We start from the raw sequence: 19573 nt of genomic DNA on the forward strand, positions 1-19573 counted from the left end.
CTTGGTCGTGCACGGCGATGCCAGTCAGGCCAGCGCTTACAACTGCGCGGGCAGGCCCTTGGGGACATTCAGCTCACGCGCAGAGGCCGAGGCCGTTGTGCGGGGTACATCATTCCAGGAGGCTGAGCGTTGAAAAACGAAAAGGGCGCCTGCCAGGGCGACCGATCCATCATCGTGCAGGATGACACTGATAACGAACCGGCGGCAATTCTACAAGTGCGCAGGATCTCTCGTCTGTACGCCGTCACATTCGCCACCGCCGCAACCATTGCACAGCTGGCATACGCGGTGGCGCGATGACAGACACCACCAGCGAAGTGGAAATCCACCGGACTACCACCGGAAAGGCTTCCACCAATGCGGAACGCCAGCGCCGTTACAGGCAGCGTAACGCGACCGTAACGCAGCGTAACGCTCTGACCATAACGCCACCCGTTACCTTGAGTAACGGAACGGTGTTGTGTGCGGCGCAGGACAAGATCGAGATCTCCTTCGACGACGACGGCGACGCCATCATCACACAGGCGCGCTGGCCTGACGAAGACCAGATGATTGTCATATCGCGCGATAACATCGGCACCTTCATCGACAACCTTACCGATGCTCTCGGCATTGGCAGTATTGGGGGCCCTCGATGAGAGGGCGGGACAAACGGGAGATGCCGGCGGGACGTTACGTCACGCTGCGCGAGTATATGCTCGCGTGTCCCGCTTGGCAGAGGTTGGACCCTAATTCCCGATGCCTCTACGTCGAGCTGGCGAGGCGCTACAGAGGCCCGAACTCAAACAACGGCAAGATACCCTACAGCGTGCGCGAAGCCGCCAAGGAGCTTCGCATCGGCCACAGCACGGCATGCCGCTGTTTCCAACTCTTGGAAGCGCTGGGTTTCATCAAAGTGGGGAAGCGGAGCGGCTTCAACATGAAGGGTCGTGTCGCCACCGAGTGGCTGCTGACCGAGTTTCCCGACGACACCAAAACAGGCGTGATGGCCACCAAGGAGTTCATGAAATGGATACCGGCAAAATCATTCAACAGTCCCACCACAGTAACCAACAGTCCCACCACAGAACCTATACGGGTCCTGTAGTGGGACTGTGTTGCAATCAAGCAACGTGAATGCGCTTGGGCTGGGACTGTCAGCGCCAATTATCGACCAGCACAGTGCCACTACAGAAGCACTCTACAGCTTGCCAGTGGGTAGCTGCTCTGCTGTGCGCCTTGAGTGATCAGAACCTGATCGTGACGGGATCGAATGAAGCGCTCGGATACGACTTGACGGTCGAACCATCCTTAGAAGCCGGGCCCTCTGGCGTAGACGAGGAAGATTTCGTCGCCGACGACCGCATCGGCAGATGGCCAATGCTGAACCAACCGCCGCTGACGGTGTCGAGCTGCGCAAAGCTGAGTTCGTTGTTCGAGGTCATTTCCCGTCTCCCTGTTTCCCGTGAACTCAGGCTTAGCGGGTCCGAAGCCGAGTTGACTGTGATGGGGATCACAAAGGGGCGCCGGCCGATCCCACACGAGAGGCAGGGGGGACCAAAGGAAAGGTTTTCGCGCCCCTTCTGAAAACCGCGTTGCCAGTAACCTTTGCCAACCGCTGCCCCCGTTCAAAAACTCACCCCTAAACGGAGATAACCATGAAGCAAACAACCCCAAAGGCACCCGCACACCTTGCCGACCCCACCCGAGCGTGGTGGCGGTCCGTTGTGCGCGAGTACAGGCTTGAGCCGCACCATCTCCGCTTGCTCCAGGCAGCGGCAGAGGCCTGGGACCGCGCTGTGGACGCACAATCGATCCTCGCCCGTGACGGGCTGGTCATTGCCGGCCGCGAGGGTGGCCTGCGTCCGCATCCTGCCGTGAGCATTCGCCGGGACGCCGAGGTTTCATTCGCGCGTCTTCTGCGAGAACTGGACCTCGACACTGAGCCACCGGGCGACGCGCGCACGGGGCCGCCTGCACTTCGATCGAACCGCAGGGGGTCTGGCTATGCCGGTTAAACGTAGAAAGTCGAAGCGGAATAAAACGATTTTTGAACTGACCGAGGCTCAGCGGGCTTTCCTGCATGACGAGCCGTTGCCGCATGGAACGGAGGGCTTTGAGGCTTTCCAACTGCGGCGCGATTGCGCGATGGATGACGAATACCCGTCCAACAGTGCGCTTTGGGAGGCCTATCGCGAGGAGGTACTTGCTGCGTGGATTGCTGACCATCCCGGCACGCGGCCTAATCTTTGGTGGCGTTTCGACGCGCCTCGCTCTGCACCCGAGGCCCTAGGACTGACGAGCGAATGGCCGGATAAACTTGAGGAGCCACGGCGCCAACTCGGAGGCTCAAGTCAACCACTCTACCAAACCTCGGCTTATGCGCCCCGCTTCTGGCGAGGGATACCGACGGATTGGCCGTGGGTCGGGGCCGACAAATTCAATCTAGGCACGCCGATAGACTGGAGCGATCCGCCCAAGTTCGAAAGCGAGGCTGCCTATCTGGATCGTCACGGATTGCTGTCACCCGCCGAACGCAGGCGGTTAACGGCCGACGACTTCGAGCCAGTAGCGCTGGAAAGCGGAGAACCATTGTGCCAGTGAAAAAACGCAAGGCGAAAGATCGTAACTTCGAGATTACGCCGCTTGCCATCTCAACTTTCGAGAAGATGCGAGCCATCGAATGCGCGTGTGTGCCCAGGGATTGGGCCGGAAAATACTGGGTGCACACGCAGTGTTCTGGCTGCGAACAGTGGTGGGACCTGCACAGCACCTTGTGGGATGAGCTCAAGCTGAGGCTATGGGAATGGCCGGCGTTTGAAGATCCAAACGCGACATGCCCATATCCGGCCGGATGCTGCGCAGCGGAGCGCTGGCAGAAAGAGCGGTACGGTCGCCCGGAAGCGTTTGAGCTGTACGTGGCGCTCTGCAAGGCCAGCAAGGCCGAGCGAGGTAGCTGACGGTATGGGCCTTATTACAGCGGCAGGTCCGATCGCAGGCCGCCCTGGGTGGGGTGTCGCGGGCCGTCCCGGGTGGGGCGGCAGGTGGGCCGGCTACCGTCCGGGTTGGGGTCGCTGGGGTTGGGGAGGATGGGGTGGGCCGGTTGCAGCCGGCATCGTCGCTGCCGGCGCATGGGGTTATCCGTATGGCTACTCGGGCTACCATAGCTGCGTGGTTTGGGACGGTTATCAGTACGTGAACGTCTGCTATGAATCGTACGGTTATTCGTACTATTGAGGCCTGATATTGGCTTGTGGCGGCTAAGTCCGCCACACCTCTTTCCAATTTCTGTGGGTGAGAGGAGAATGCGTCTATTGCAACGCGCATGAGCGCTGAAGAGCGCATCGGGAAGCTGATTGATGACTTAGAAAATGAGCAAGCGGAAGAAAAAGAGAAGTAAAGGGCCGCCTGAGTTGAGGCGCGCGACCCGCGCAAAGTCATCGGGGCAAGCGCTGGCGTCCCCTGTTTCGCTATGGTGAAGCTGGCGCTCAAGCGGAGGGCTTAGCGCGCTTGCTCGTCAATGAAACACCCACGGCCGAAGACAGGCCTCGTATTGCTCGACCCATCTGGATACGGCTACACTCGCTTTTGGAGTTGCACCCGGTGAATTTTAGTCTCCGGTTTGCCGATTGTTGAAACTCGCTCATTAGCATTAGAACGATGCAGACGGTGCGGGATCGTTCATATTTTTAATGAAGGGAGCACGTCACGGCCCAACGAAGAAGGCCCCGTCGGGACGGGGGCCTTAAGACGCACAAAAAGTGCTCTGGTCCTACTTCTTCCCTTTGGCCGCGGGCGCGGACGCGATGGGTGCGCTGGCGCCTGCGTTGGGCGGAGAGGCGCCTGCTTTGTGCTGGTAATCAGGGCCTGCCATTGGTGCCGGCTTCTTGGCTTTTGGATCAACCGTGATGGGCGCGCTGGCGCCTGCGTTGGGTGGAGTGGCGCCTGATTTGTGCTGGTAATCAGGGCCTGACATTGGAGCCGGTTTCTTGGCTTTTGGATCAACCGTGATGGGCGCACTGGCGCCTGCGTTGGGTGGAGTGGCGCCTGCTTTGCTGGTGTCTTTTCCTATCAACATTGGCCCGCCGGTCTGGGCCGAGGCCAAAGACGATCCCAGAACGAAAAACGCGATTGTCGTCACCGTCACTAGCTTCTTCATGGAGTCCTCCCGGTTAAAATGCACCAAGCTCGCGAAAGACGGTTGGTTCCATAACGGGGAGGTAGTTGCGCTCGCTTGAATTAAATCAAGATAAAGAATCCGGATCATCCGGGATGGCACGGGTGATGGATGCAAAGCGCGGCGCCAGTAGCACCGGGAGGCCTTACGGTAGACGCTCGATCACCACGCCGTTGTCGTCCCGCACTTCGATTGCTAAATCCCGCGTTAGACGGAAACCGCGCCAAGGCCACCAGCATTGACGCAGACCGCCACCGAATATTATGTCGTGAGAGATGCAACTACTAAGAAGTGCACCATCGTCGACAGGGAGCCGACGACGACGACGACCGTCGTGGACAACGGCATCTTCAAGACCCGGACCGAAGCGGAAACCGGCATGAAGTCCATGAAGGTTTGTACGGACTAATCGTTCGTCACGGCGTGAACCTACCCTGCCGAGTGCCCTCCTCTGAGCTCGGCAGGGCCTTCATTCTTCAACGCATCATTGCGCGGCCTAACGCGGACTAAAGTGTTCCGCGCCTCTCCGCAGCGCTTCCTCCACGGCTCTCCAAAGCATTGTCGATGGTGAATTCGGCATCCGATACCGCGTCGGCTCGTGTAAGTGCCGTGCCAGTCTGCATCCTGGTTGCGCCGAGAAAGACGACCCATTTCCAGCAAAAGAGGTCTGTCGATTGAACGATCTCGAACTGCATAGCTTTGTATTTCGTGCGCATCTCAAATCGCAAGCACAGCCGCTGTTGCAGTGACGGCAAGAGTCACCATTGCAAAAACAATTCCGATGAGTTTCAAGCCGTTAGCGTCCGCCATTTCATCCACCAATAACTCGCCTTGCTTAGTAAAGTTTGGCCTTCATCCAAAAACATATCGAAGCGACACGCTGATACCGGCAGCCATGAGGCTTGCCATCGCGCTCAGCGTCCACTCGGGTCTGGCGCTCCGAGCAGCTAGGCGGATCAAAGCCGTGGCGAAGTTTGCCATCCTCCTTCACCAACTCTCGGTTCGTAAACGAGCTAGATAAGAAAGACCGCAGCACGTTAGTTCTTCTAGATCGCTTTCGCCAGTTTGCCATTTTCGGCGTAGGTACCTCTCCAGCGAGCAACGACGCGCGTCGGCGGCGTCGACATCGTCGTGAGTCGCCAAGTGCAAGCTCCACGCTCGCTGCACCGCAACCTTCAGCGGAGAACTGTCATCCATCTTCGACTCCAAGAAAGCGTTCAAATTCAATTCGTTTGCCCTGAGAAAGTTGCCACTTTTTCCTGATGCCATAAGATTTTGGTTAATTGGGTCGACGGTGACGGTAGGGTTGGTGTGGAGGGCAATTCTCTCGGAAATCAGGAACGAAGCCGTAGCGGCCGAGTTATGACGACAAACTCACTATTGAGGAGGAAGCCATGGCCCGTGCGACAGCGCATCCGGATCGTCAATGCATCTCAAGCGAAGACATTCAGGGAACCGAGGTGTATGGGGCAGGTCAGAAGAATATCGGTGAGATTGATCACCTCATTATCGACAAGGTGTCAGGTCGCGTGGCCTATGCCGTCATGAGCTTTGGCGGCTTTGCTGGATTAGGCCACAGCCATTATCCCATACCTTGGGGCGCTCTGACATATGACACGTCGCTTGGTGGTTTCCGAACAAATATCACCGAGCAACAACTAAGAGACGCGCCTGAGTTCAGTGATGACTCGTGGCAAGATCGAGACTGGGAAACGCGCACGCACCAGTACTACGGGACGCCTACGTACTGGGAGTCGCGAGGTGGCATGATACGCTAAAGCACCTGACTGGCGATTAGGAAACAGACAGCCCGTCGAAGGGCCCGTGGCCCGCAGTGTGAAATTACTGCGGGCCTTTTGTTTGGCCAACTGGTTACTTGCTAAGGATCAATTGCGTGTCTATGCGCTTTGCCAAGAGCCCCCGCTGCTCGAACTGCGTGGGCCTGTATATCGTTGCCGCTGCGGTGGAGCCCCCTCCGGTTGGTCGTAATGGAGGCACAACAGGCCGAACGCGTCCGCGCCGTGCGAACTCCAATCGTGGTTATGCGTAAGCCCAATGTTCCTGTCATCGCTCGACTTCTTTTCTTGATACCAGCCAATCGCGTCGCGGCCGGGTTCAGTGGTCGCTTCGTTGAAGAATAGCCACTAAGGCGCTCGCTCGTCCGACCAACGGGTTTAGCAAATCTTGTTTGCAACTTGCGAGAGTCACCGACGGGTGATGATCAACCCAAACAGGAAGGCAATCGCCAACGAATGAATGGGCGCTTCTCGCGTCAATGTGCTCACCTGGTCGATCCAATTGCGCCGCGGCGCGACCTCGGCGGTAAGATCCTGCGACATGCTGCGGATAGCATCCGTTGCGTGCTCGATCCGGTGCTCCGCGCTTCCGGTGGAGGTCCGCGTTTGTCATTGCAGGCTCCAAATTATTAGTCATCGGGGATGATTGAGCATCGTCGCCACAATAGGCGCTTATTTCTTGAAAACGCCCGCGTCTGTATTGCCAAAATTTTGCGTGGCTGCTTTTGCTGCGGGGGTATCCACGGCATTGCCGTGAGTGGCAGCAGGCCCTGCGGAGGGGCGGTTTGGCGGCGCGCCGAGGTTATTCCCTGTCGTGCCGCGGTTGAGCGCATTCGAGGTATTCGGGCCAGGCGATCCGCCTGTTCCGCTGATAGTGCTCCCGTTCGAAAGCGTCGAGCTCCCTGCTCCCGGCCGCCCCGCCAGTCGAGCTCTGGGCGAAAGCGAACGAACAGGTGCCGAGATAAAGGGCCACAACTATCGTCACCATTTTCATATCCGCTCCTCCATCGGATGTGCGAGCCCAGCTCCAAAGATCGCTGGAATATCGCACATCCTCTTGCCAGCCACCGGTGCGATAATTTGCGGCAGCGACGTTCGTTCCTCGGACGGGATCTTTCCACAGCCACGAGGGCCAGTACTGTCCGACCGGGCTTGGCCCCTAGACATTGATAATTTGCGGTAAGCCAATGGCCGCGCTTTTGTGGTGGCCGATGAGCACCAAATCTCGCGAGTATCTGTTCGGCTCAAGCGTTCGAGCGAAATCCGACGAAGCAACCAGGGCGCGGAAGAGTGCGGACCGCCTCGCCTGCGAGGCGTGGAACGCGCGAATGTTGGGCTTTCGAGGTCCGGCGCAACCCTCCCCGGCTATCGGCGACGCTTTGAACGGGGGCTACGGCTACCTCGAAGTAAGGTGCCTCGGCTGCAACACTCATCAGACGGTGGCGTTAGGTATCATTCGCCGTCCGAAAACAACGCCGGTGCACGAGCTGGAGCGTTACATGCGATGTAAGGAATGCTCTGAGCAGCGCCGATATCCCTACAAGAGAAGTCAGCTGATCGCCCTGCGACCGAACAAGATTTCGGCGGACACGCCCGCCTCCAAAATGTGGCCGGGCGATCGGGATTGAAATGTGCAATCCCTCAAGCTGCAATCGCAGCCCTCATCGCGTGGTCAACTGCGGCGGCAATCTGCCGCCTATGCCCGGGCGAGCAAGCGATGAGCGGTCAGACGGCTTGACGAGTGCATGGGACGCATGACGGCGACTGTCAGGCGGCGCAACGCCGACTGAACAGCCCACACTCAGTGTGCAGTATCTGGCCGGAGGAGGTGAACCGGAAGAGCATCCGCACGGGGTCGCCTTCATAATTTCGATAGTCGAGGCAAACGCCGTCAGCAGTTAGCGTCAGGTCGTCCATTGCGAATGCCGTCGAAGACGCCATCGCAAGTTTGGGTCCCCAGTAAGCCGCGATGGACGTTCGTCCGATGAGGGCCACACCATCGCAGCCGCATTCAAGCGTCGCCCGCTCGTCGTACATGTCGACTAGGGCACCATGATCGCCGAAGCGACAGGCATCAAGCCAGTCTACGACAATAGCAAGAGGATCGAACTTGTCCGGTGACGTCGCCATCGATGCCCATTCTAATTGACCGCGCCTCCCCGGTCGCGTTGTTAGTCGGCTCATCATGAACAGTCGTTGAACGTCTTTCCGTAATACTACGGACGTCGCGGGTCATAGCCTCTAACAGTCGTATTCCAAACTATTCCAGCGCCCATCGTGCCAACAATCAGGGAGAGCGGAGAGTGGTCACGGATGCGCTGGGGAATGCCGGCGCCTCCGAAGGCAGCTGCCAAGTCCGTCGCAAAACGAAAGAGGCCGCCCACTGAGGCGGCCTTACTTTTCTGGCGGCTGCTCGCATCGGAAGGTGGTCTTTTCGACCACCATTTTCTTGATCAGGTCTCCGATCCCGTTCAGGGTTTGCTGGTCGGTGATGAGGGATGCCAATTGCTTGTAGTGAGCAATCTTACGAATATCGTCGCACTTGTTACACATGATGCCCTGCTCGTTGCAGGCGGGAGCCGGTCGGGCGACCTGTAAGACTAGGTACGAAGTCGATGCCACTTAGTTCCGGAAATATGTTCTCGGTCGGAGAAACTACGGGCCACCTCAGTTGAGGCGCTTGGGGTTGCGTTGCTATAGCCAAAAGAAACGGCCTCAGCGCCTTTCGGGGGACGCGCTGAGGCCGCCATTCCAGCGGATGCCATTTGAGCCTGACATCCGGTAGTCTTCACTGAATTCGCCCCGGAAGTATTCGTTCCCAATCAGTGGCCTGTTTCGAAAAGCGGAGCGGTCTGTTTCGGCGTGCCGGGAGGAGAAAGGGAACATATCGCGATCCGGGACCCGGGACCCCGGAACAAATTTCTAAGTGCCCGCTTATTTTTCGGTTCTGTAGTGTGGAGTTTGTTATGCGTAAGTCGAATTGGACGCCATCTATCGTGCCCAACGGCAACGATCAGACGGTCTATTTGGTAGCCGATGATTTTGGCAAAAACGGCAGCGCTTGGCGCGAAACCGATTGCGAGACAGCCGACCTCGAGGCCGTGATCCAAGACCTTCTTTCCGGTCAGTACAACAATCCGATCCGTATCATCGCCTTCAACACCGCTGAGCGATGGTCGGAGGACGGGTCGGAAGATGTCGCCCACGAGCTGCGACGGCGCTGCGATTTGCAAATGCGCGACATCCCCTTACCCCTGCAAGATTTCACCGATCGGTACGAAGGCCGTCACCGCCGCGTCCAGCTACCCTTGCCGATGCGATTGGCGTGAAGCGATGGTATTCCAGCGCAGGAAGCCCGCGGCTATCGGTGTTAAAGCGCCCTTCCCCGGATTTATCGACCCCACCTTGGCGACCTCAATCGCGAAAGTTCCGTCAGGAGAGCGCTGGCTTCACGAGATCAAGTTCGATGGCTATCGGGTCCAGCTGCATATCGCCAATGAAGCCGCGAAGGTCTTTACCCGCAATGGTCATGACTGGACTAAGCGGTTTAGCAAGATCGCGCATGACGCCTTCCTGATCAGTGCCTCTTCCGCGATCATCGACGGCGAGGTCGTCGTACCGGCTGCTGACGGGACCACCGATTTCTCTGTCCTGCAAAACGAGCTCAAGGGCAAGTCGACCAAGATTGTGATGGTTGCTTTTGATCTTCTTTATCTCAACGGCTTTGATCTGAGGAAGCTGCCGCTCTTCGAGCGTAAGGCGCACCTAAGAAAGCTGATCGCTAATAGCGCTATCCAGTTTTCCGACAGCTTCGAGACGGAAGGCGCAGATATCTTCAAACACGCCTGCTCGATCGGCCTCGAAGGCATCGTATCGAAAGTGCGGGACAGCAAATACAATTCCGGCCGCGGCAACGATTGGGTGAAGAAGACATGCGCGCAGCGCGAAACATTGACGATCGCTGGCTTCGCGCTCGATGGCAACGATTGGGATGGTGTCTATCTCGGACGCCGCAAAGGCAGCGACCTGGTGTATGCCGGCAAGGTCGATCACGGTTTCGATAAGGCTTCGGCGGCCCGCTTGCGCGGAATGCTCACCCCACTGATCCGCAAAACCCAGCCCTATGCTAACCGGATCGCACACAAGGGCATCTGGGTCGAACCTCAGCTGATGGCTGAAATCGAATACCGAGCAAAATCGGCCGAGGGCAAGGTGCGACATCCGTTCTTCAAAGGGCTCAGGGAGGACATATGAAGCCTCGCGACGCAGCCACCCGATCACGAGAACTACGAGATCTGCGGCGTCTAGATCCAGATGGCTTCCTGCGCAAAACCTTCACACTCCCCGTCGAAGAGGCGCGCGCTCAGGCGCGCACGTTCATTAAAGAATTCCCATCCGGCGGTTACATGACGATTGTCGAACGGTGGCGTCAGCTTCCCGACGGACAAATTCAATTCACAATGCGACGGTTGCCTACGGCAGATTAGGCCTATTTCCTTGGAGACATCGTGACTTTGTCCTTGTGGAGGCTAGCGATTTACAGCGAACCGAGCGAACACAATTCGCTGTTGGCAACACGCGAGTTTGCCGATCTCCCGGCGCTGAGACTGGCGCTGATCGAGAACCGCGGGAGGCAGCGCTTGGTCATAACCCCGCCATCAACCATGACTGCCGCAGATAGGACGACGCTTCTGGATATGCGGTCTCAAGGTTTCAATATTCAGATCAAGTAGGCGCCAGTTCGGTCAAGTGGCTTCGAGACAAGTTTGAGAGCGTCTTAGTAGCCGCCATCACGAGCCGGTGGGATCGGAGACGTCAAGCTGTGGCCCGGTGTTGTGCGCAACTTATCCGGGATCTGTCCACTATGAAGCACAAAAGGGCGCACACCGTGCCTCAGGCTATTATAACAAGCCAAAAAACGTTTCTCGACTTCCCGACGAAGGTAGCTAGCTCGGCACCTCTAAATTTCTTCTTCTTACGCCGCCTGTGCCGTCTCCGCGGACTGATTGACCTCGGCTTGCGCTAGCTCGCTGAGGGTCGCGTCCAGCGCTTGACCGCGTCCTTGTAGCCGGGTTCGTTCGCCGAGGTCCGAAGCGTGAGCGATTACGTCCGGCTTTCTGCTCTTAGAAAAAATAGGAACATGAGCGGCGCCCGTGTATTCTCGTATAAGCCGTCTCGTTTAGCCACAGACGGTCCTCCGCCGGGCGGTCCGTTTGACACCATGCAAGCGAGCCGCCCGGTTTTAATTTACCTACGGTGTCCATCGCTCGCGCCTTTTGACGCAAGGTTGCTGCGGACCGTTTCATAAGCTTAGCAATACGCTCCACCGGCGTCCTAGATCTTGAATGCGCCTTTAGCAGTTTTAGGTTTCCATCGTGTACAGGCGACGCGAGACAGTTTTCCTTTTGGTTTTCTTTTTGGTTTTTCTAGCCACACGACACTCCTTTTGTGAGGCGACTTTCTAGACGATTATCCTTTAACTAATAATTCGAAGGAAACATCGAGCCTGTGTAGTGGCTTAGAAAATATTCACCCAAACTGTGCTGACCATCTCTTATGACCGCGCGCTTTTTCGTAGTTTGCAGGCAATCTATGAAGTCGCTTGTCACCACTGGCCTTATTGAGCAAAGTTCAGATCATGACGGTCGCAGGCGCGATCTACACCACTTGATTGCTTGATTGCCCCGGATTCTAAGAAAGGTCGATAAGGCTTCGACCTCATGGACATCCTCTAGTGGCCCGCCATTTGATCAAAATTGAGCTGGCCTGACAACCGCGGAAACCGCCCTAGAGCCTCTGGGTAATGAAGAGAAATATGGCTCTCTGAACAAATTTTTGGGCACATACCTCCACCCGGCCAATGCCGGTCGAATGGAAATAAGCTAAGATAGCGATTCTGGAGGACACCATGGACACTGAAAAGACCGAGCAAGCCACCGAGGCCGACCAATCTAAGAAGCCCATCATGGAGCAAATGACCGACCTGGTCGCTGGAGCGGCAGGAACATTGGCTGAGGCCGCAGTAAAGACTGTCGCCAAGAAGGCCACTAAAGCGGTTGCGAAGCGCGTACCGAAGTCGGTCAAGAAGGCTGCCAAGAAAGTGAACAAGGCTGCAGCGGCTAAGAAGACGGCCAAGAAGGCCTCGAAGAAGTCAGCAAAAAAGTCGGCCAAGAAATCTCCGAAAAAGGCCGCGAAGAAGTCCGCACCGAAGAAGTCAGCTAAAAAGGCGTCGAAGAAATCCGCCAAAAAGTCATCTAAGAAGAAAAGTAAGAAGTCAAAGCGCTAACGTTCAGATTCTTCTCATTGAAACGCCCCACACCACTGGGCGAGGGAGAAACCATGGCGTAGAAGCCCAAACGCAAAGACTCTAACGTGCCGATGACGGGGCGCCAGATCACGAACGCTGACTCCTTTTCGAGGACGCCGCTGTTCATGATCATATTTCAAGAACATTCGATTACCTCGAATATTGATGCTGCCCGTTCGGCCGAGCCGACATACAATTCTAGCTTTGCCCATGTGTTCTCTTTAGTTCAGTCATCGAAGGATTGTTTGCAACGCCGCTTATGCCAGCGGACTTCTCCTGCTCAAACGTGGCGATCACTTTCCTTCGTCAAGCACATCTAAGGATAGGTCATCGGATGCCGCGCGCCTCCGAGCCACGCGGTCAGCACGGCGCTCGTGACCGATAGCGCGCCGTATTTCAGATAGTTGGTGGCCAGCTCATGGACAACTAAGGCAATGCAGTTGTCGCCCATTTGGAACCGATACCCACACTCGTCCGCTAGAAGCTCCCATGTCATTCAAAGGTATAGCAGAGCTCGTTACCGTGCTGGCACTTCCGTCACCGTAACTTGAAGGCCTGCATCCCCAAGAGCTCCAAGGATGCGCTTCGCAATTATTTTGGCCTCCTCAAAATCTACCTTGAGCTCGGGATGGTCGCCAAAGCTATCGAGTAGCGCCTTTGCGATAATCGCGTTTATTTGATGCTCATCAGTCATAACTGCTCCCAGTCCCAATTGACGTGGCCTAAGTTAGCGACGCGAAAAACCGCAGAGCAAGGTAGGCGACGACCGCTGTAACGAACGTTATGCCAATCGCGACGGCGACGCTTCTAACAATATGTCCCCAATTCATAAGTCTGCTTCCAGGCATGCCCTGAGATTTCGCTCAGGTGCTCCTCATTTCTCGCGTTGAGCGCCCAGCGAGGGATCGGGGAAGATAAGGCTTCGCAAGCCACTGCGATCGAAGCGTTTCCACGCTCCCTCCGGCTGGGCCAGTCTGTTGGCAATCGCGTAGACGGCGGCTGGATTTACGGCCAGCCCGCAATGGCTTCCTTGCACCTCAATGCTTTCTGACTGAGCGGAGGTTTCCTCTACACAACCCTGCCACGCGCAAATTCCGTCCGTGCGGCTATAAATCGCCGTCGTAGGAACTGGTGGCGCGACCGCAACATCCTGCGCGTCGTCGACCGATTGGCCGCTGGCAAACTCATAAACTCGCCACGCATTTGTGGATTTGGGACTGGCGCCGAAGGGACTTCCCAGCGAAATCACCGAACGAACGCGATCTGGCAACATCTTTGCCAGTTCCCGCGCATAAATCCCGCCAAGGCTCCAGCCTACTATGCTGATTTTTCTACCGTGCAAGTCGCTAAGTTCACGCACCAAATCGAGCATGCGGTCTTGGACGCCGGCGCGAAGACCTCGGTTTAGCCCCTGCCCCCAGCCACTAACCCTGTAGCCACGACCTTCCAAAAATTGGCGCAGCAGTAATGTGGAGTCGTCACCAGCCATGAGGCCGGGTAACACCAACACCGGATGTCCGTCCCCCTTTGCCACCAAGTTTAAAATCGGAAGCGCACCCAAAAAAGCCCCGAATTCGCTGAGAGCGCGCCGCCCTTCAAGCATCATAAGAATCTTAGATGGCGGACGAAATGACTGAGTTGTAGCTGGCATTTTTACCCTTGTTGCGTTGCACAAGGAGAACCTGTTGACCCATCGGTTGTTCCATCCGCATCAAATCACACGAGCGGCATCGAGGTCGGTAAGCGCTTGCCTCCTCATCAACAGAACACGGCGCGTCTCCGCCCTAGGGGAAGCGAACTGCGGCCGCCACAACGGATGCCATTGAGCGTCTGGCATCCGACTGCGAGTTTGGGTGAGTGCCGGAACTTTCAAGCGTGCGCTGAGTCGGACTCCATGCCCTCCGGTCTTCAACCCCCGTTGGCCGGAAGGCAAACTCCAAGTGACGGCTCCAGTGCACCCGCCGCGTGCTGGGGCCGTTCTCGGATTCGCATATCCGGTCCCCTCTCCTATCTGAGCCGTGCTGACGCCGAGAAAAAGCCCTGCCGGTTAGGACGGCGTCGAGTTGGACTGGAGCCAGGTTGAACCTAATTGACCGATGCGTAGCGGTTCAAGCTCAGCTTAGCGGATCACCGACAAAAAAATGAGCAAACCAATCCCCCGAGGCCGATGGCAATGGCGCTGATAAGATGTTTGGGCCGCGACTTATGGCGGGAGGGTTCCTCCGCTGTGGCCGAATGTCATCTTTCCATAATTTTACGTGGCCGAACCTTTTCCAGTTTCCCGCACTTGGGTAGAACGGGCGCTGGGCAATCAGTGGGGTGCGTGATGACCGGACACACTCAATTGGCAATAACACCGCGTGACCGCTTTCTAGAAGCGGCGCAAAGGGAGCTTGCTGCTGTCGAGCAACGCGAGCGCGAGTTTTCCAAGAAGAACCGGAAAGAACGGCTGCTGCGATGCAGCTACCCGTCGAGAACAGCAGACTAAGCAGTCAGGCGGGGGCGCCTATAAAAAAACGGTCACGAACCGGAAGTATCAGTTGAAGCTCATCCCCTTGGATGGACTTCAATGGTTAAACTTAAAGCCGCCCTTTGGGGCGGCTTTCCCTTGACGAAACATCCCGCCTGCGGGCGATCGGCATACAGGCGGCATTCGTACGGCAGATAACGTCTCGGTGAACGAAACCGATTGCCTTCCCCCACGCAGTCATCCGGAAACGAAGCCGGCGCAGTCTCCTCGCCACTGACAACAGGGGATTTCCAAAATGATTGCTCTCACAGTCACCGCCATTTTAGCCGTCTGTGCCGGAACCTTGATCGCGCTGGCATCGAGCGATATCGGCCCCGAACTAGTCCTCGCCGTTGTCAGCCTCGTATAAGGCGTTTGCACGGGCAAAGAAAACCTGCCGGGGTGAGCCGGCGGGCCCGTATCGATTCGCTGCGCCCTCGCCTATCTAAACCGGATGCGTACCAGTGCCTTCAAACCTTGCATACCGACCCGCGCAACAAGGGTACCGAGCGGTCCTGACTGGCTACATGAGATCAAGCACGATGGTTTTCGACTGATCGTGCAGCGTGAGGGCGATCGGGTGCGGTTGTTTACTCGGAACGGCTACAACTGGAGCAACCGCTACCCCCTGATCGTGGAAGCTGCCAGCCATCTGCGGGTGTCATCCTTTGTCATCGATGGCGAGGCTGTCGTCTTGCGCGAGGACGGCGTCGCAGACTTTGACGCACTGCGCTCCAAGAAACACGACCGCGAAGCCCGCCTGGTTGCCTTCGATTTGTTGGCGGTTGACGGCGAGGACATCCGTGCCGAACCTCTGCATGTCCGTAAAGTCAAACTGGCAAAGGTGCTTGAGAATTCAACGGTCATGGGGTCGCCTGGCATTCAACTTAGCGAGTATATGGAAGGCGAATTCGGCCCGGCGATGTTCGAGCACGCTTGTGAGCTCGGGCTGGAAGGTATCGTTTCGAAGCGCCGAGATTGCGCCTATCGAGCGGGGCCGTCGTCGAACTGGATCAAGGTGAAGAACCCGGCGTCGCCAGCGACGAACCGCGCTAAGGATGCCTTCTCATGAATGTCTGGGTCTACGTCGACACGAGCAAACAGGTGGGAGACCCCGACCATCTGCAAGTATTCGCCAACGAGGCCGCAGCCGAGTCTTGGTTTCGAGATCATGATCCTGAGGGCGTGGCGTTCGAATATCCTGTCAAAAATAACGGTCCGAAACGCGCCTTCCCCTGATGGAGCGGCACAAACGGCCCCGGCGCGGAGAACGCCACGCTGCACCAAGGCCGCCAACCCAGTGGGGGTTTTCTCCCGGTTGGAGGTAAGGGGCATACCGGGAGCGCAGAATCGATTCCTCCGGCGCCGGATCGTTCCTAACGCCAAGGAAAAGCCCGCCAGAGATGGCGGGCGAAGTCGCGGGTAAGGTAACATGCTCCGGCCCCGTGAGGGCCTTTGACAAGGTGACTAGGATTGTCGATTCGCATTTCCCGCTAGCTTGCCTAGTTATCCCACATGCGCACATCAGCCTTTGAACCGTGCATCCCAACCCGCGCCACCAAGGTCCCGACCTCCCATAGCTGGCTCCACGAGATCAAGCACGATGGCTACCGCCTGATCGTCCGCAGCGATGGCAAGCGCGTCCGGCTGTTCACGCGAAGTGGCTTCGACTGGAGCGACCGCTACCCACTAATCACCGAGGCTGCGCTGCGCATCGGTCGACCTCGTTTGTCCTGGATGGTGAGGCCGTTCTGTTGGATGTTGATGGAATCTCAGAACTTCGATGGCCTGCACAGCAGCCGCAAGCACAATGACGAGGTGCAGTTGTACGCCTTCGACATTCTGGTGACGCACGGCGATGACCTCCGGAGGCTGCCCCTCACGATGAGGAAAACGAACCTCGCCCGGCTGCTGGCCCGGCGTGTGGACGGCATCTTCATCTCCGACTTCGAACGCGGCGAGATCGGGCCCGAGCTCTTCCGGCACGCCTGCCTTATGGGACTCGAGGGCTTGGTTTCCAAGCTCGACGACCAGCCGTACCAGCCCGGCAGGCCACCCAATTGGGTGAAAATCAATAACCCCGCCTCCTCATGCCGCGGCTGAAGGATGCGTTCTCCTGATGGACGAAAAACCCCCGCGGGCTGCCACGTCCCAAGCGGTTGGCTACTGATCGGGTTGTGATTTGCGCGGCATGGCTTGTGTGCCCACTAATGGGCAGAACTCTGGTAGCCAGGTTGCAAGGGCATCATGACTTCCCGAAAGTCTGTTAACGTCGCTGATGTTATCGCCAGGGAAGCGCTCCGCGCCCCGACTGAACGGCGTCGCTTCATACATGTCGACCCCCTAGACAAGCCCCTTAGGAGGCTGAGCGTCGCTGGAGCCCGACGCGCATTGCTCAGTTTAGAGCGGAACGAGCTTACGAGCAAAGCGCGAACGTTAAGAAACCGGCTGTCTCGCTCGGACTAATACCAAGTTTCCACGAAACTCACTTTCCGGCAATGAGCCCCGCTGTTAGGCTTTCGGTGGCGCTCATCAAAACGCCGCCGGGAGCGCTTTGGAATGACCCCGTCCGCGCTAGCCCCCCGGACGGGGTTTCATTTGTCCTAACCCGCCGTTGTAGTCTGTGCCGTTTGGAATCGGTTTACCAGCGTGGCGTAAGGATGCCGCATGAGCAAACCCAGAGACGACGATCCTTCAATGGCGGAGATACTGCGCCGCATCAGGGCGCACTACGCTTAGGAGGAGCGCCTTCGAGAACAAGGCGGGGTGGCTCGCACGCTCCACATCGAGCGCCCGCACTAAATTTAATTTCTCAAGGCGGGTCCTGAAGCGTCAATTTTTTAGCCGGCAGCCAGTCGCATTTCCTACTCGAAGTCCGCCAAACGAGCCTGAATTGGAACACGGGCATGAACATCTTAAGGAAGATCTTACTGAATCTCAGAATTGCGTGGCGGGCTCGCACATTTAAGCAGATGCGTGAGATGGGCATGACGGTGGATGAGGCCCGCGCATATGCTGACTATGAACATCCTCTGACCCCGGCTGAAGCAGCATATGAGCGCGAGATGGGCCGAAAGAACGAGATTCCAAAACCGAGTCAGAGGCGTCAGGACCTTCCGGCATAGCGTCACAACGGTTTTGCACGGCGATATTCCCACCCTCACTCGCCGCGCAGACGCGCTTCAATTATCAAAAAGCCGCCACCGGGGTTGAGATCGGTGACGGCTTTCAGATTGCGACCCCTCGCTCGAAAGGTCCGGACCCAATCTGACAATCCCGGGTTAATGGGACCTTACCGAAAAGCCCGCCGGGTGTCGGCGGGGCTACAGAATAATGGCGTCGATATCTTCAGCGCTCAGCGTATGCATCTCCTGGTCCCCACCCTGGGCCGCGCCTGCCGTTAAAGCGCGCCAACATAGGCCAGCACGATCAAAATTACCGCCCCTGTCGTTAAGATAATCACGTCGGCTGTTACGCGTCGCTTCGCAGAAGTGGTCATGACTGAATCCTCCACGTGACCGCATTGTCTAACTTTTAACGCGTCGAGCACTGTGTGCTATTTCACACATCGGGAAAAAGTGGTAAACTTTACTGCCCACCCCCTCACCCGTGACGGTCGGCGGCCGCCACTCAAGCAGGTTCTTTGATTATGAGTTTCGAGAGAATGTCTGACGCTAGCATCGCACGTTATTACGAGAGCATACGCGAACAAGCCGACGCCGATCGAAAGCATAAAGAGCATTTCACGGCTAGCCCGAGCGTCCGGGAACGGGCGGATAAGCTACGTCAAGAAATGATCAAGCGGCGAATGCAGCACTCGCCCATCAACTGGCCATCCTGATTTCGATTATCAGGTAGGACAAATGATAACGCAGCGGGCGCCATACAAAACGCGCCGCTGGACGGAAGCCGAGCTGGCCGCACTGCGGTCAATGGCTCAGGCCGGAAAGGACGCCCGCAGCATCGGCAAAGAGCTTCGCAGGTCTTTTATGGGCGTCCAAGCCAAGGCGAAGAAACTGAACCTTGTCTTGCCACGCATGAGGGCATGATTGTGGGCCCCTGTTGGTTAGTGGTGTCCTAATTTGCGGACGTTTGCGGCAATGTTCGATATCAGCCTGCGTTAACACATACGCGGTATCGTTCATTGCCAACCGATGCTGTGCGGCCGCATGAACTCAATTCTGAATTTCGATCAAACGACTCTCGCCAACATGACGGCGGCGCTTGAGTATGTTTGCCGGAAGCTGCCGCCGGAGCGGGATAATCCCGATCCGAAAATACATTGCCGAAGAGATTGTGGCTGCTTGCAAAAAGGGTAGAACCGCGCTCGGCGATCTGAATGGTGTTGGTCTCAACGTCGTAAATGGCTACCTTTTTCCGCCCGCTCGCTCCTGGCTAAAGGCTCTTAGAGGATAGCGGCCTGGTGGCCCTAATCTCTGGGGTCGATGATGGTCAGGGCAAAATTTACTAGCGTATAGACATTGCCACCGGCTTCGATGGTTACTTGAGCGGATCCCTGAGCAAGCAAATCGTTTGCTGCTTCGATGGCGTCCTCGGGCGTGTCCCGGACCACTTCCGTGTCGCCAGCCAGATCGCTCACAATGAACATCGCCGGCCCCTCGATTTGATCAAAGATACCGCGCAGTGCCGATTTTAGTAACGCTCGTAGAATTACGTAAATTCGGAATAGTAACCGCAATGTCCGCCCTTTGCCACAAGGTCTGGCTACGCCTGCAACAGTACCGAGCTCAGCTTGAGGGACCTGCATCAGGTCGACGAGGACAAAACCTACTACACCCTTTTCT

General features: G+C 57.1%; 23 protein-coding genes. 16 read left to right on the forward strand and 7 right to left on the reverse strand.

Annotated elements, in window-relative coordinates; all coding sequences use genetic code 11:
- Positions 1 to 129: 129 nt before the first annotated feature.
- The 3 genes from ABIE49_RS05410 (at position 130) to ABIE49_RS05420 (ending at position 1087) form a co-directional block, all read left to right on the forward strand.
- Positions 130 to 300 (forward strand): hypothetical protein, encoded by a 171-nt coding sequence (locus ABIE49_RS05410; protein WP_192733916.1) that lies wholly within the window; start codon positions 130 to 132, stop codon positions 298 to 300.
- The gene (locus ABIE49_RS05415) at positions 297 to 638 is read left to right on the forward strand and encodes a hypothetical protein (protein WP_192733917.1); all 342 of its coding nucleotides are present in this window, start codon (positions 297 to 299) and stop codon (positions 636 to 638) included. The genes ABIE49_RS05410 and ABIE49_RS05415 overlap by 4 nt, the downstream gene beginning before the upstream one ends.
- A 170-nt stretch (positions 639 to 808) precedes the next feature.
- A complete protein-coding gene (locus ABIE49_RS05420) occupies positions 809 to 1087 on the forward strand; it encodes a hypothetical protein (RefSeq protein ID WP_192733918.1) in 279 nt (92 codons plus the stop codon).
- Positions 1088 to 1226: 139 nt separating this feature from the next.
- Here ABIE49_RS05420 and ABIE49_RS05425 read toward each other — a convergent pair whose 3' ends face one another.
- Positions 1227 to 1424, reverse strand: coding sequence for a hypothetical protein (locus ABIE49_RS05425; RefSeq protein ID WP_192733919.1), 198 nt, complete (start codon positions 1422 to 1424; stop codon positions 1227 to 1229).
- Positions 1425 to 1637: 213 nt separating this feature from the next.
- Between ABIE49_RS05425 and ABIE49_RS05430 the strand changes: the two genes are divergently transcribed.
- From ABIE49_RS05430 to ABIE49_RS05440, 3 genes are read left to right on the forward strand one after another with little or no spacing between them, the layout of a single operon-like run.
- A complete protein-coding gene (locus ABIE49_RS05430) occupies positions 1638 to 1997 on the forward strand; it encodes a P27 family phage terminase small subunit (protein ID WP_210337080.1) in 360 nt (119 codons plus the stop codon).
- Positions 1987 to 2583, forward strand: coding sequence for a hypothetical protein (locus ABIE49_RS05435; RefSeq protein WP_192733920.1), 597 nt, complete (start codon positions 1987 to 1989; stop codon positions 2581 to 2583). The genes ABIE49_RS05430 and ABIE49_RS05435 overlap by 11 nt, the downstream gene beginning before the upstream one ends.
- Positions 2580 to 2939: a hypothetical protein gene (locus tag ABIE49_RS05440; protein ID WP_192733921.1), complete on the forward strand. Its 360-nt coding sequence runs from the start codon at positions 2580 to 2582 to the stop codon at positions 2937 to 2939. The genes ABIE49_RS05435 and ABIE49_RS05440 overlap by 4 nt, the downstream gene beginning before the upstream one ends.
- An 812-nt stretch (positions 2940 to 3751) precedes the next feature.
- Here the strand turns inward: ABIE49_RS05440 and ABIE49_RS05445 are convergent.
- On the reverse strand, positions 3752 to 4138 hold the full coding sequence (locus ABIE49_RS05445; RefSeq protein WP_192733922.1) for a hypothetical protein: 387 nt from the start codon (positions 4136 to 4138) through the stop codon (positions 3752 to 3754).
- A gap of 256 nt (positions 4139 to 4394) precedes the next feature.
- Between ABIE49_RS05445 and ABIE49_RS05450 the strand changes: the two genes are divergently transcribed.
- The 3 genes from ABIE49_RS05450 to ABIE49_RS05460 all read left to right on the forward strand — a co-directional run bounded on the left by ABIE49_RS05450 (position 4395) and on the right by ABIE49_RS05460 (position 7580).
- Positions 4395 to 4565 carry a hypothetical protein gene (locus tag ABIE49_RS05450; RefSeq protein ID WP_192733923.1) on the forward strand — a complete coding sequence of 57 codons (171 nt, stop codon included), beginning with the start codon at positions 4395 to 4397 and terminating at the stop codon, positions 4563 to 4565.
- A gap of 985 nt (positions 4566 to 5550) precedes the next feature.
- On the forward strand, positions 5551 to 5934 hold the full coding sequence (locus ABIE49_RS05455) for a PRC-barrel domain-containing protein (RefSeq protein WP_192733924.1): 384 nt from the start codon (positions 5551 to 5553) through the stop codon (positions 5932 to 5934).
- A 1229-nt stretch (positions 5935 to 7163) separates the two neighbouring features.
- A complete protein-coding gene (locus tag ABIE49_RS05460; RefSeq protein WP_354067400.1) occupies positions 7164 to 7580 on the forward strand; it encodes a hypothetical protein in 417 nt (138 codons plus the stop codon).
- 139 nt (positions 7581 to 7719) lie between these two features.
- Here ABIE49_RS05460 and ABIE49_RS05465 read toward each other — a convergent pair whose 3' ends face one another.
- Positions 7720 to 8082, reverse strand: a complete 363-nt coding sequence (locus tag ABIE49_RS05465; RefSeq protein ID WP_192733925.1) for a Cif family virulence factor — start codon at positions 8080 to 8082, stop codon at positions 7720 to 7722.
- 264 nt (positions 8083 to 8346) lie between these two features.
- On the reverse strand, positions 8347 to 8574 hold the full coding sequence (locus tag ABIE49_RS05470; protein WP_210337081.1) for a hypothetical protein: 228 nt from the start codon (positions 8572 to 8574) through the stop codon (positions 8347 to 8349).
- A 344-nt stretch (positions 8575 to 8918) separates the two neighbouring features.
- Here ABIE49_RS05470 and ABIE49_RS05475 point away from each other — a divergent pair, with 344 nt between their 5' ends.
- The 4 genes from ABIE49_RS05475 (at position 8919) to ABIE49_RS05490 (ending at position 12238) form a co-directional block, all read left to right on the forward strand.
- A complete protein-coding gene (locus tag ABIE49_RS05475) occupies positions 8919 to 9281 on the forward strand; it encodes a hypothetical protein (protein ID WP_192733926.1) in 363 nt (120 codons plus the stop codon).
- Between the two features lie 4 nt (positions 9282 to 9285).
- The gene (gene ligD, locus ABIE49_RS05480) at positions 9286 to 10206 is read left to right on the forward strand and encodes a non-homologous end-joining DNA ligase (RefSeq protein ID WP_192733927.1); all 921 of its coding nucleotides are present in this window, start codon (positions 9286 to 9288) and stop codon (positions 10204 to 10206) included.
- Positions 10203 to 10439: a hypothetical protein gene (locus ABIE49_RS05485; protein WP_192733928.1), complete on the forward strand. Its 237-nt coding sequence runs from the start codon at positions 10203 to 10205 to the stop codon at positions 10437 to 10439. Before ligD ends, ABIE49_RS05485 begins: the two co-directional genes overlap by 4 nt.
- A gap of 1421 nt (positions 10440 to 11860) precedes the next feature.
- The gene (locus tag ABIE49_RS05490) at positions 11861 to 12238 is read left to right on the forward strand and encodes a hypothetical protein (RefSeq protein ID WP_192733929.1); all 378 of its coding nucleotides are present in this window, start codon (positions 11861 to 11863) and stop codon (positions 12236 to 12238) included.
- A gap of 538 nt (positions 12239 to 12776) precedes the next feature.
- Here ABIE49_RS05490 and ABIE49_RS05495 read toward each other — a convergent pair.
- Positions 12777 to 12953: a hypothetical protein gene (locus ABIE49_RS05495; RefSeq protein ID WP_192733930.1), complete on the reverse strand. Its 177-nt coding sequence runs from the start codon at positions 12951 to 12953 to the stop codon at positions 12777 to 12779.
- A gap of 180 nt (positions 12954 to 13133) precedes the next feature.
- Positions 13134 to 13910 carry an alpha/beta fold hydrolase gene (locus ABIE49_RS05500; RefSeq protein WP_192733931.1) on the reverse strand — a complete coding sequence of 259 codons (777 nt, stop codon included), beginning with the start codon at positions 13908 to 13910 and terminating at the stop codon, positions 13134 to 13136.
- Positions 13911 to 15222: 1312 nt separating this feature from the next.
- On the opposite strand from ABIE49_RS05500, the gene ABIE49_RS05505 reads away from it, so the two are divergent.
- The 3 genes from ABIE49_RS05505 to ABIE49_RS05515 all read left to right on the forward strand — a co-directional run bounded on the left by ABIE49_RS05505 (position 15223) and on the right by ABIE49_RS05515 (position 16871).
- Positions 15223 to 15840: an ATP-dependent DNA ligase gene (locus ABIE49_RS05505; protein ID WP_192733932.1), complete on the forward strand. Its 618-nt coding sequence runs from the start codon at positions 15223 to 15225 to the stop codon at positions 15838 to 15840.
- A complete protein-coding gene (locus tag ABIE49_RS05510; RefSeq protein WP_192733933.1) occupies positions 15837 to 16007 on the forward strand; it encodes a hypothetical protein in 171 nt (56 codons plus the stop codon). The genes ABIE49_RS05505 and ABIE49_RS05510 overlap by 4 nt, the downstream gene beginning before the upstream one ends.
- Positions 16008 to 16283: 276 nt before the next feature.
- Positions 16284 to 16871 (forward strand): ATP-dependent DNA ligase, encoded by a 588-nt coding sequence (locus ABIE49_RS05515; protein ID WP_192733934.1) that lies wholly within the window; start codon positions 16284 to 16286, stop codon positions 16869 to 16871.
- A 2326-nt stretch (positions 16872 to 19197) separates the two neighbouring features.
- On the opposite strand, the gene ABIE49_RS05520 is transcribed toward ABIE49_RS05515, so the two are convergent.
- The gene (locus ABIE49_RS05520) at positions 19198 to 19377 is read right to left on the reverse strand and encodes a hypothetical protein (RefSeq protein ID WP_192733935.1); all 180 of its coding nucleotides are present in this window, start codon (positions 19375 to 19377) and stop codon (positions 19198 to 19200) included.
- Positions 19378 to 19573: the final 196 nt, after the last annotated feature.

It is taken from the genome of Bradyrhizobium sp. OAE829 (genome assembly GCF_040546575.1).
Taxonomy (GTDB): domain Bacteria; phylum Pseudomonadota; class Alphaproteobacteria; order Rhizobiales; family Xanthobacteraceae; genus Bradyrhizobium.

Bases quoted from the DNA above. Each gene is read 5' to 3' on its own strand.
- ABIE49_RS05505 (WP_192733932.1), top strand. From the start codon at position 15,223: ATGCGTACCAGTGCCTTCAAACCTTGCATACCGACCCGCGCAACAAGG.
- ABIE49_RS05490 (WP_192733929.1), top strand. From the start codon at position 11,861: ATGGACACTGAAAAGACCGAGCAAGCCACCGAGGCCGACCAATCTAAG.
- ABIE49_RS05495 (WP_192733930.1), bottom strand. From the start codon at position 12,953: ATGACTGATGAGCATCAAATAAACGCGATTATCGCAAAGGCGCTACTC.
- ABIE49_RS05515 (WP_192733934.1), top strand. From the start codon at position 16,284: ATGCGCACATCAGCCTTTGAACCGTGCATCCCAACCCGCGCCACCAAG.
- ABIE49_RS05445 (WP_192733922.1), bottom strand. From the start codon at position 4,138: ATGAAGAAGCTAGTGACGGTGACGACAATCGCGTTTTTCGTTCTGGGA.
- ABIE49_RS05510 (WP_192733933.1), top strand. From the start codon at position 15,837: ATGAATGTCTGGGTCTACGTCGACACGAGCAAACAGGTGGGAGACCCC.
- ABIE49_RS05430 (WP_210337080.1), top strand. From the start codon at position 1,638: ATGAAGCAAACAACCCCAAAGGCACCCGCACACCTTGCCGACCCCACC.
- ABIE49_RS05475 (WP_192733926.1), top strand. From the start codon at position 8,919: ATGCGTAAGTCGAATTGGACGCCATCTATCGTGCCCAACGGCAACGAT.
- ABIE49_RS05425 (WP_192733919.1), bottom strand. From the start codon at position 1,424: ATGACCTCGAACAACGAACTCAGCTTTGCGCAGCTCGACACCGTCAGC.
- ABIE49_RS05435 (WP_192733920.1), top strand. From the start codon at position 1,987: ATGCCGGTTAAACGTAGAAAGTCGAAGCGGAATAAAACGATTTTTGAA.
- ABIE49_RS05455 (WP_192733924.1), top strand. From the start codon at position 5,551: ATGGCCCGTGCGACAGCGCATCCGGATCGTCAATGCATCTCAAGCGAA.
- ABIE49_RS05485 (WP_192733928.1), top strand. From the start codon at position 10,203: ATGAAGCCTCGCGACGCAGCCACCCGATCACGAGAACTACGAGATCTG.
- ligD (WP_192733927.1), top strand. From the start codon at position 9,286: ATGGTATTCCAGCGCAGGAAGCCCGCGGCTATCGGTGTTAAAGCGCCC.
- ABIE49_RS05415 (WP_192733917.1), top strand. From the start codon at position 297: ATGACAGACACCACCAGCGAAGTGGAAATCCACCGGACTACCACCGGA.
- ABIE49_RS05500 (WP_192733931.1), bottom strand. From the start codon at position 13,910: ATGCCAGCTACAACTCAGTCATTTCGTCCGCCATCTAAGATTCTTATG.
- ABIE49_RS05460 (WP_354067400.1), top strand. From the start codon at position 7,164: ATGAGCACCAAATCTCGCGAGTATCTGTTCGGCTCAAGCGTTCGAGCG.
- ABIE49_RS05520 (WP_192733935.1), bottom strand. From the start codon at position 19,377: ATGTTCATTGTGAGCGATCTGGCTGGCGACACGGAAGTGGTCCGGGAC.
- ABIE49_RS05465 (WP_192733925.1), bottom strand. From the start codon at position 8,082: ATGGCGACGTCACCGGACAAGTTCGATCCTCTTGCTATTGTCGTAGAC.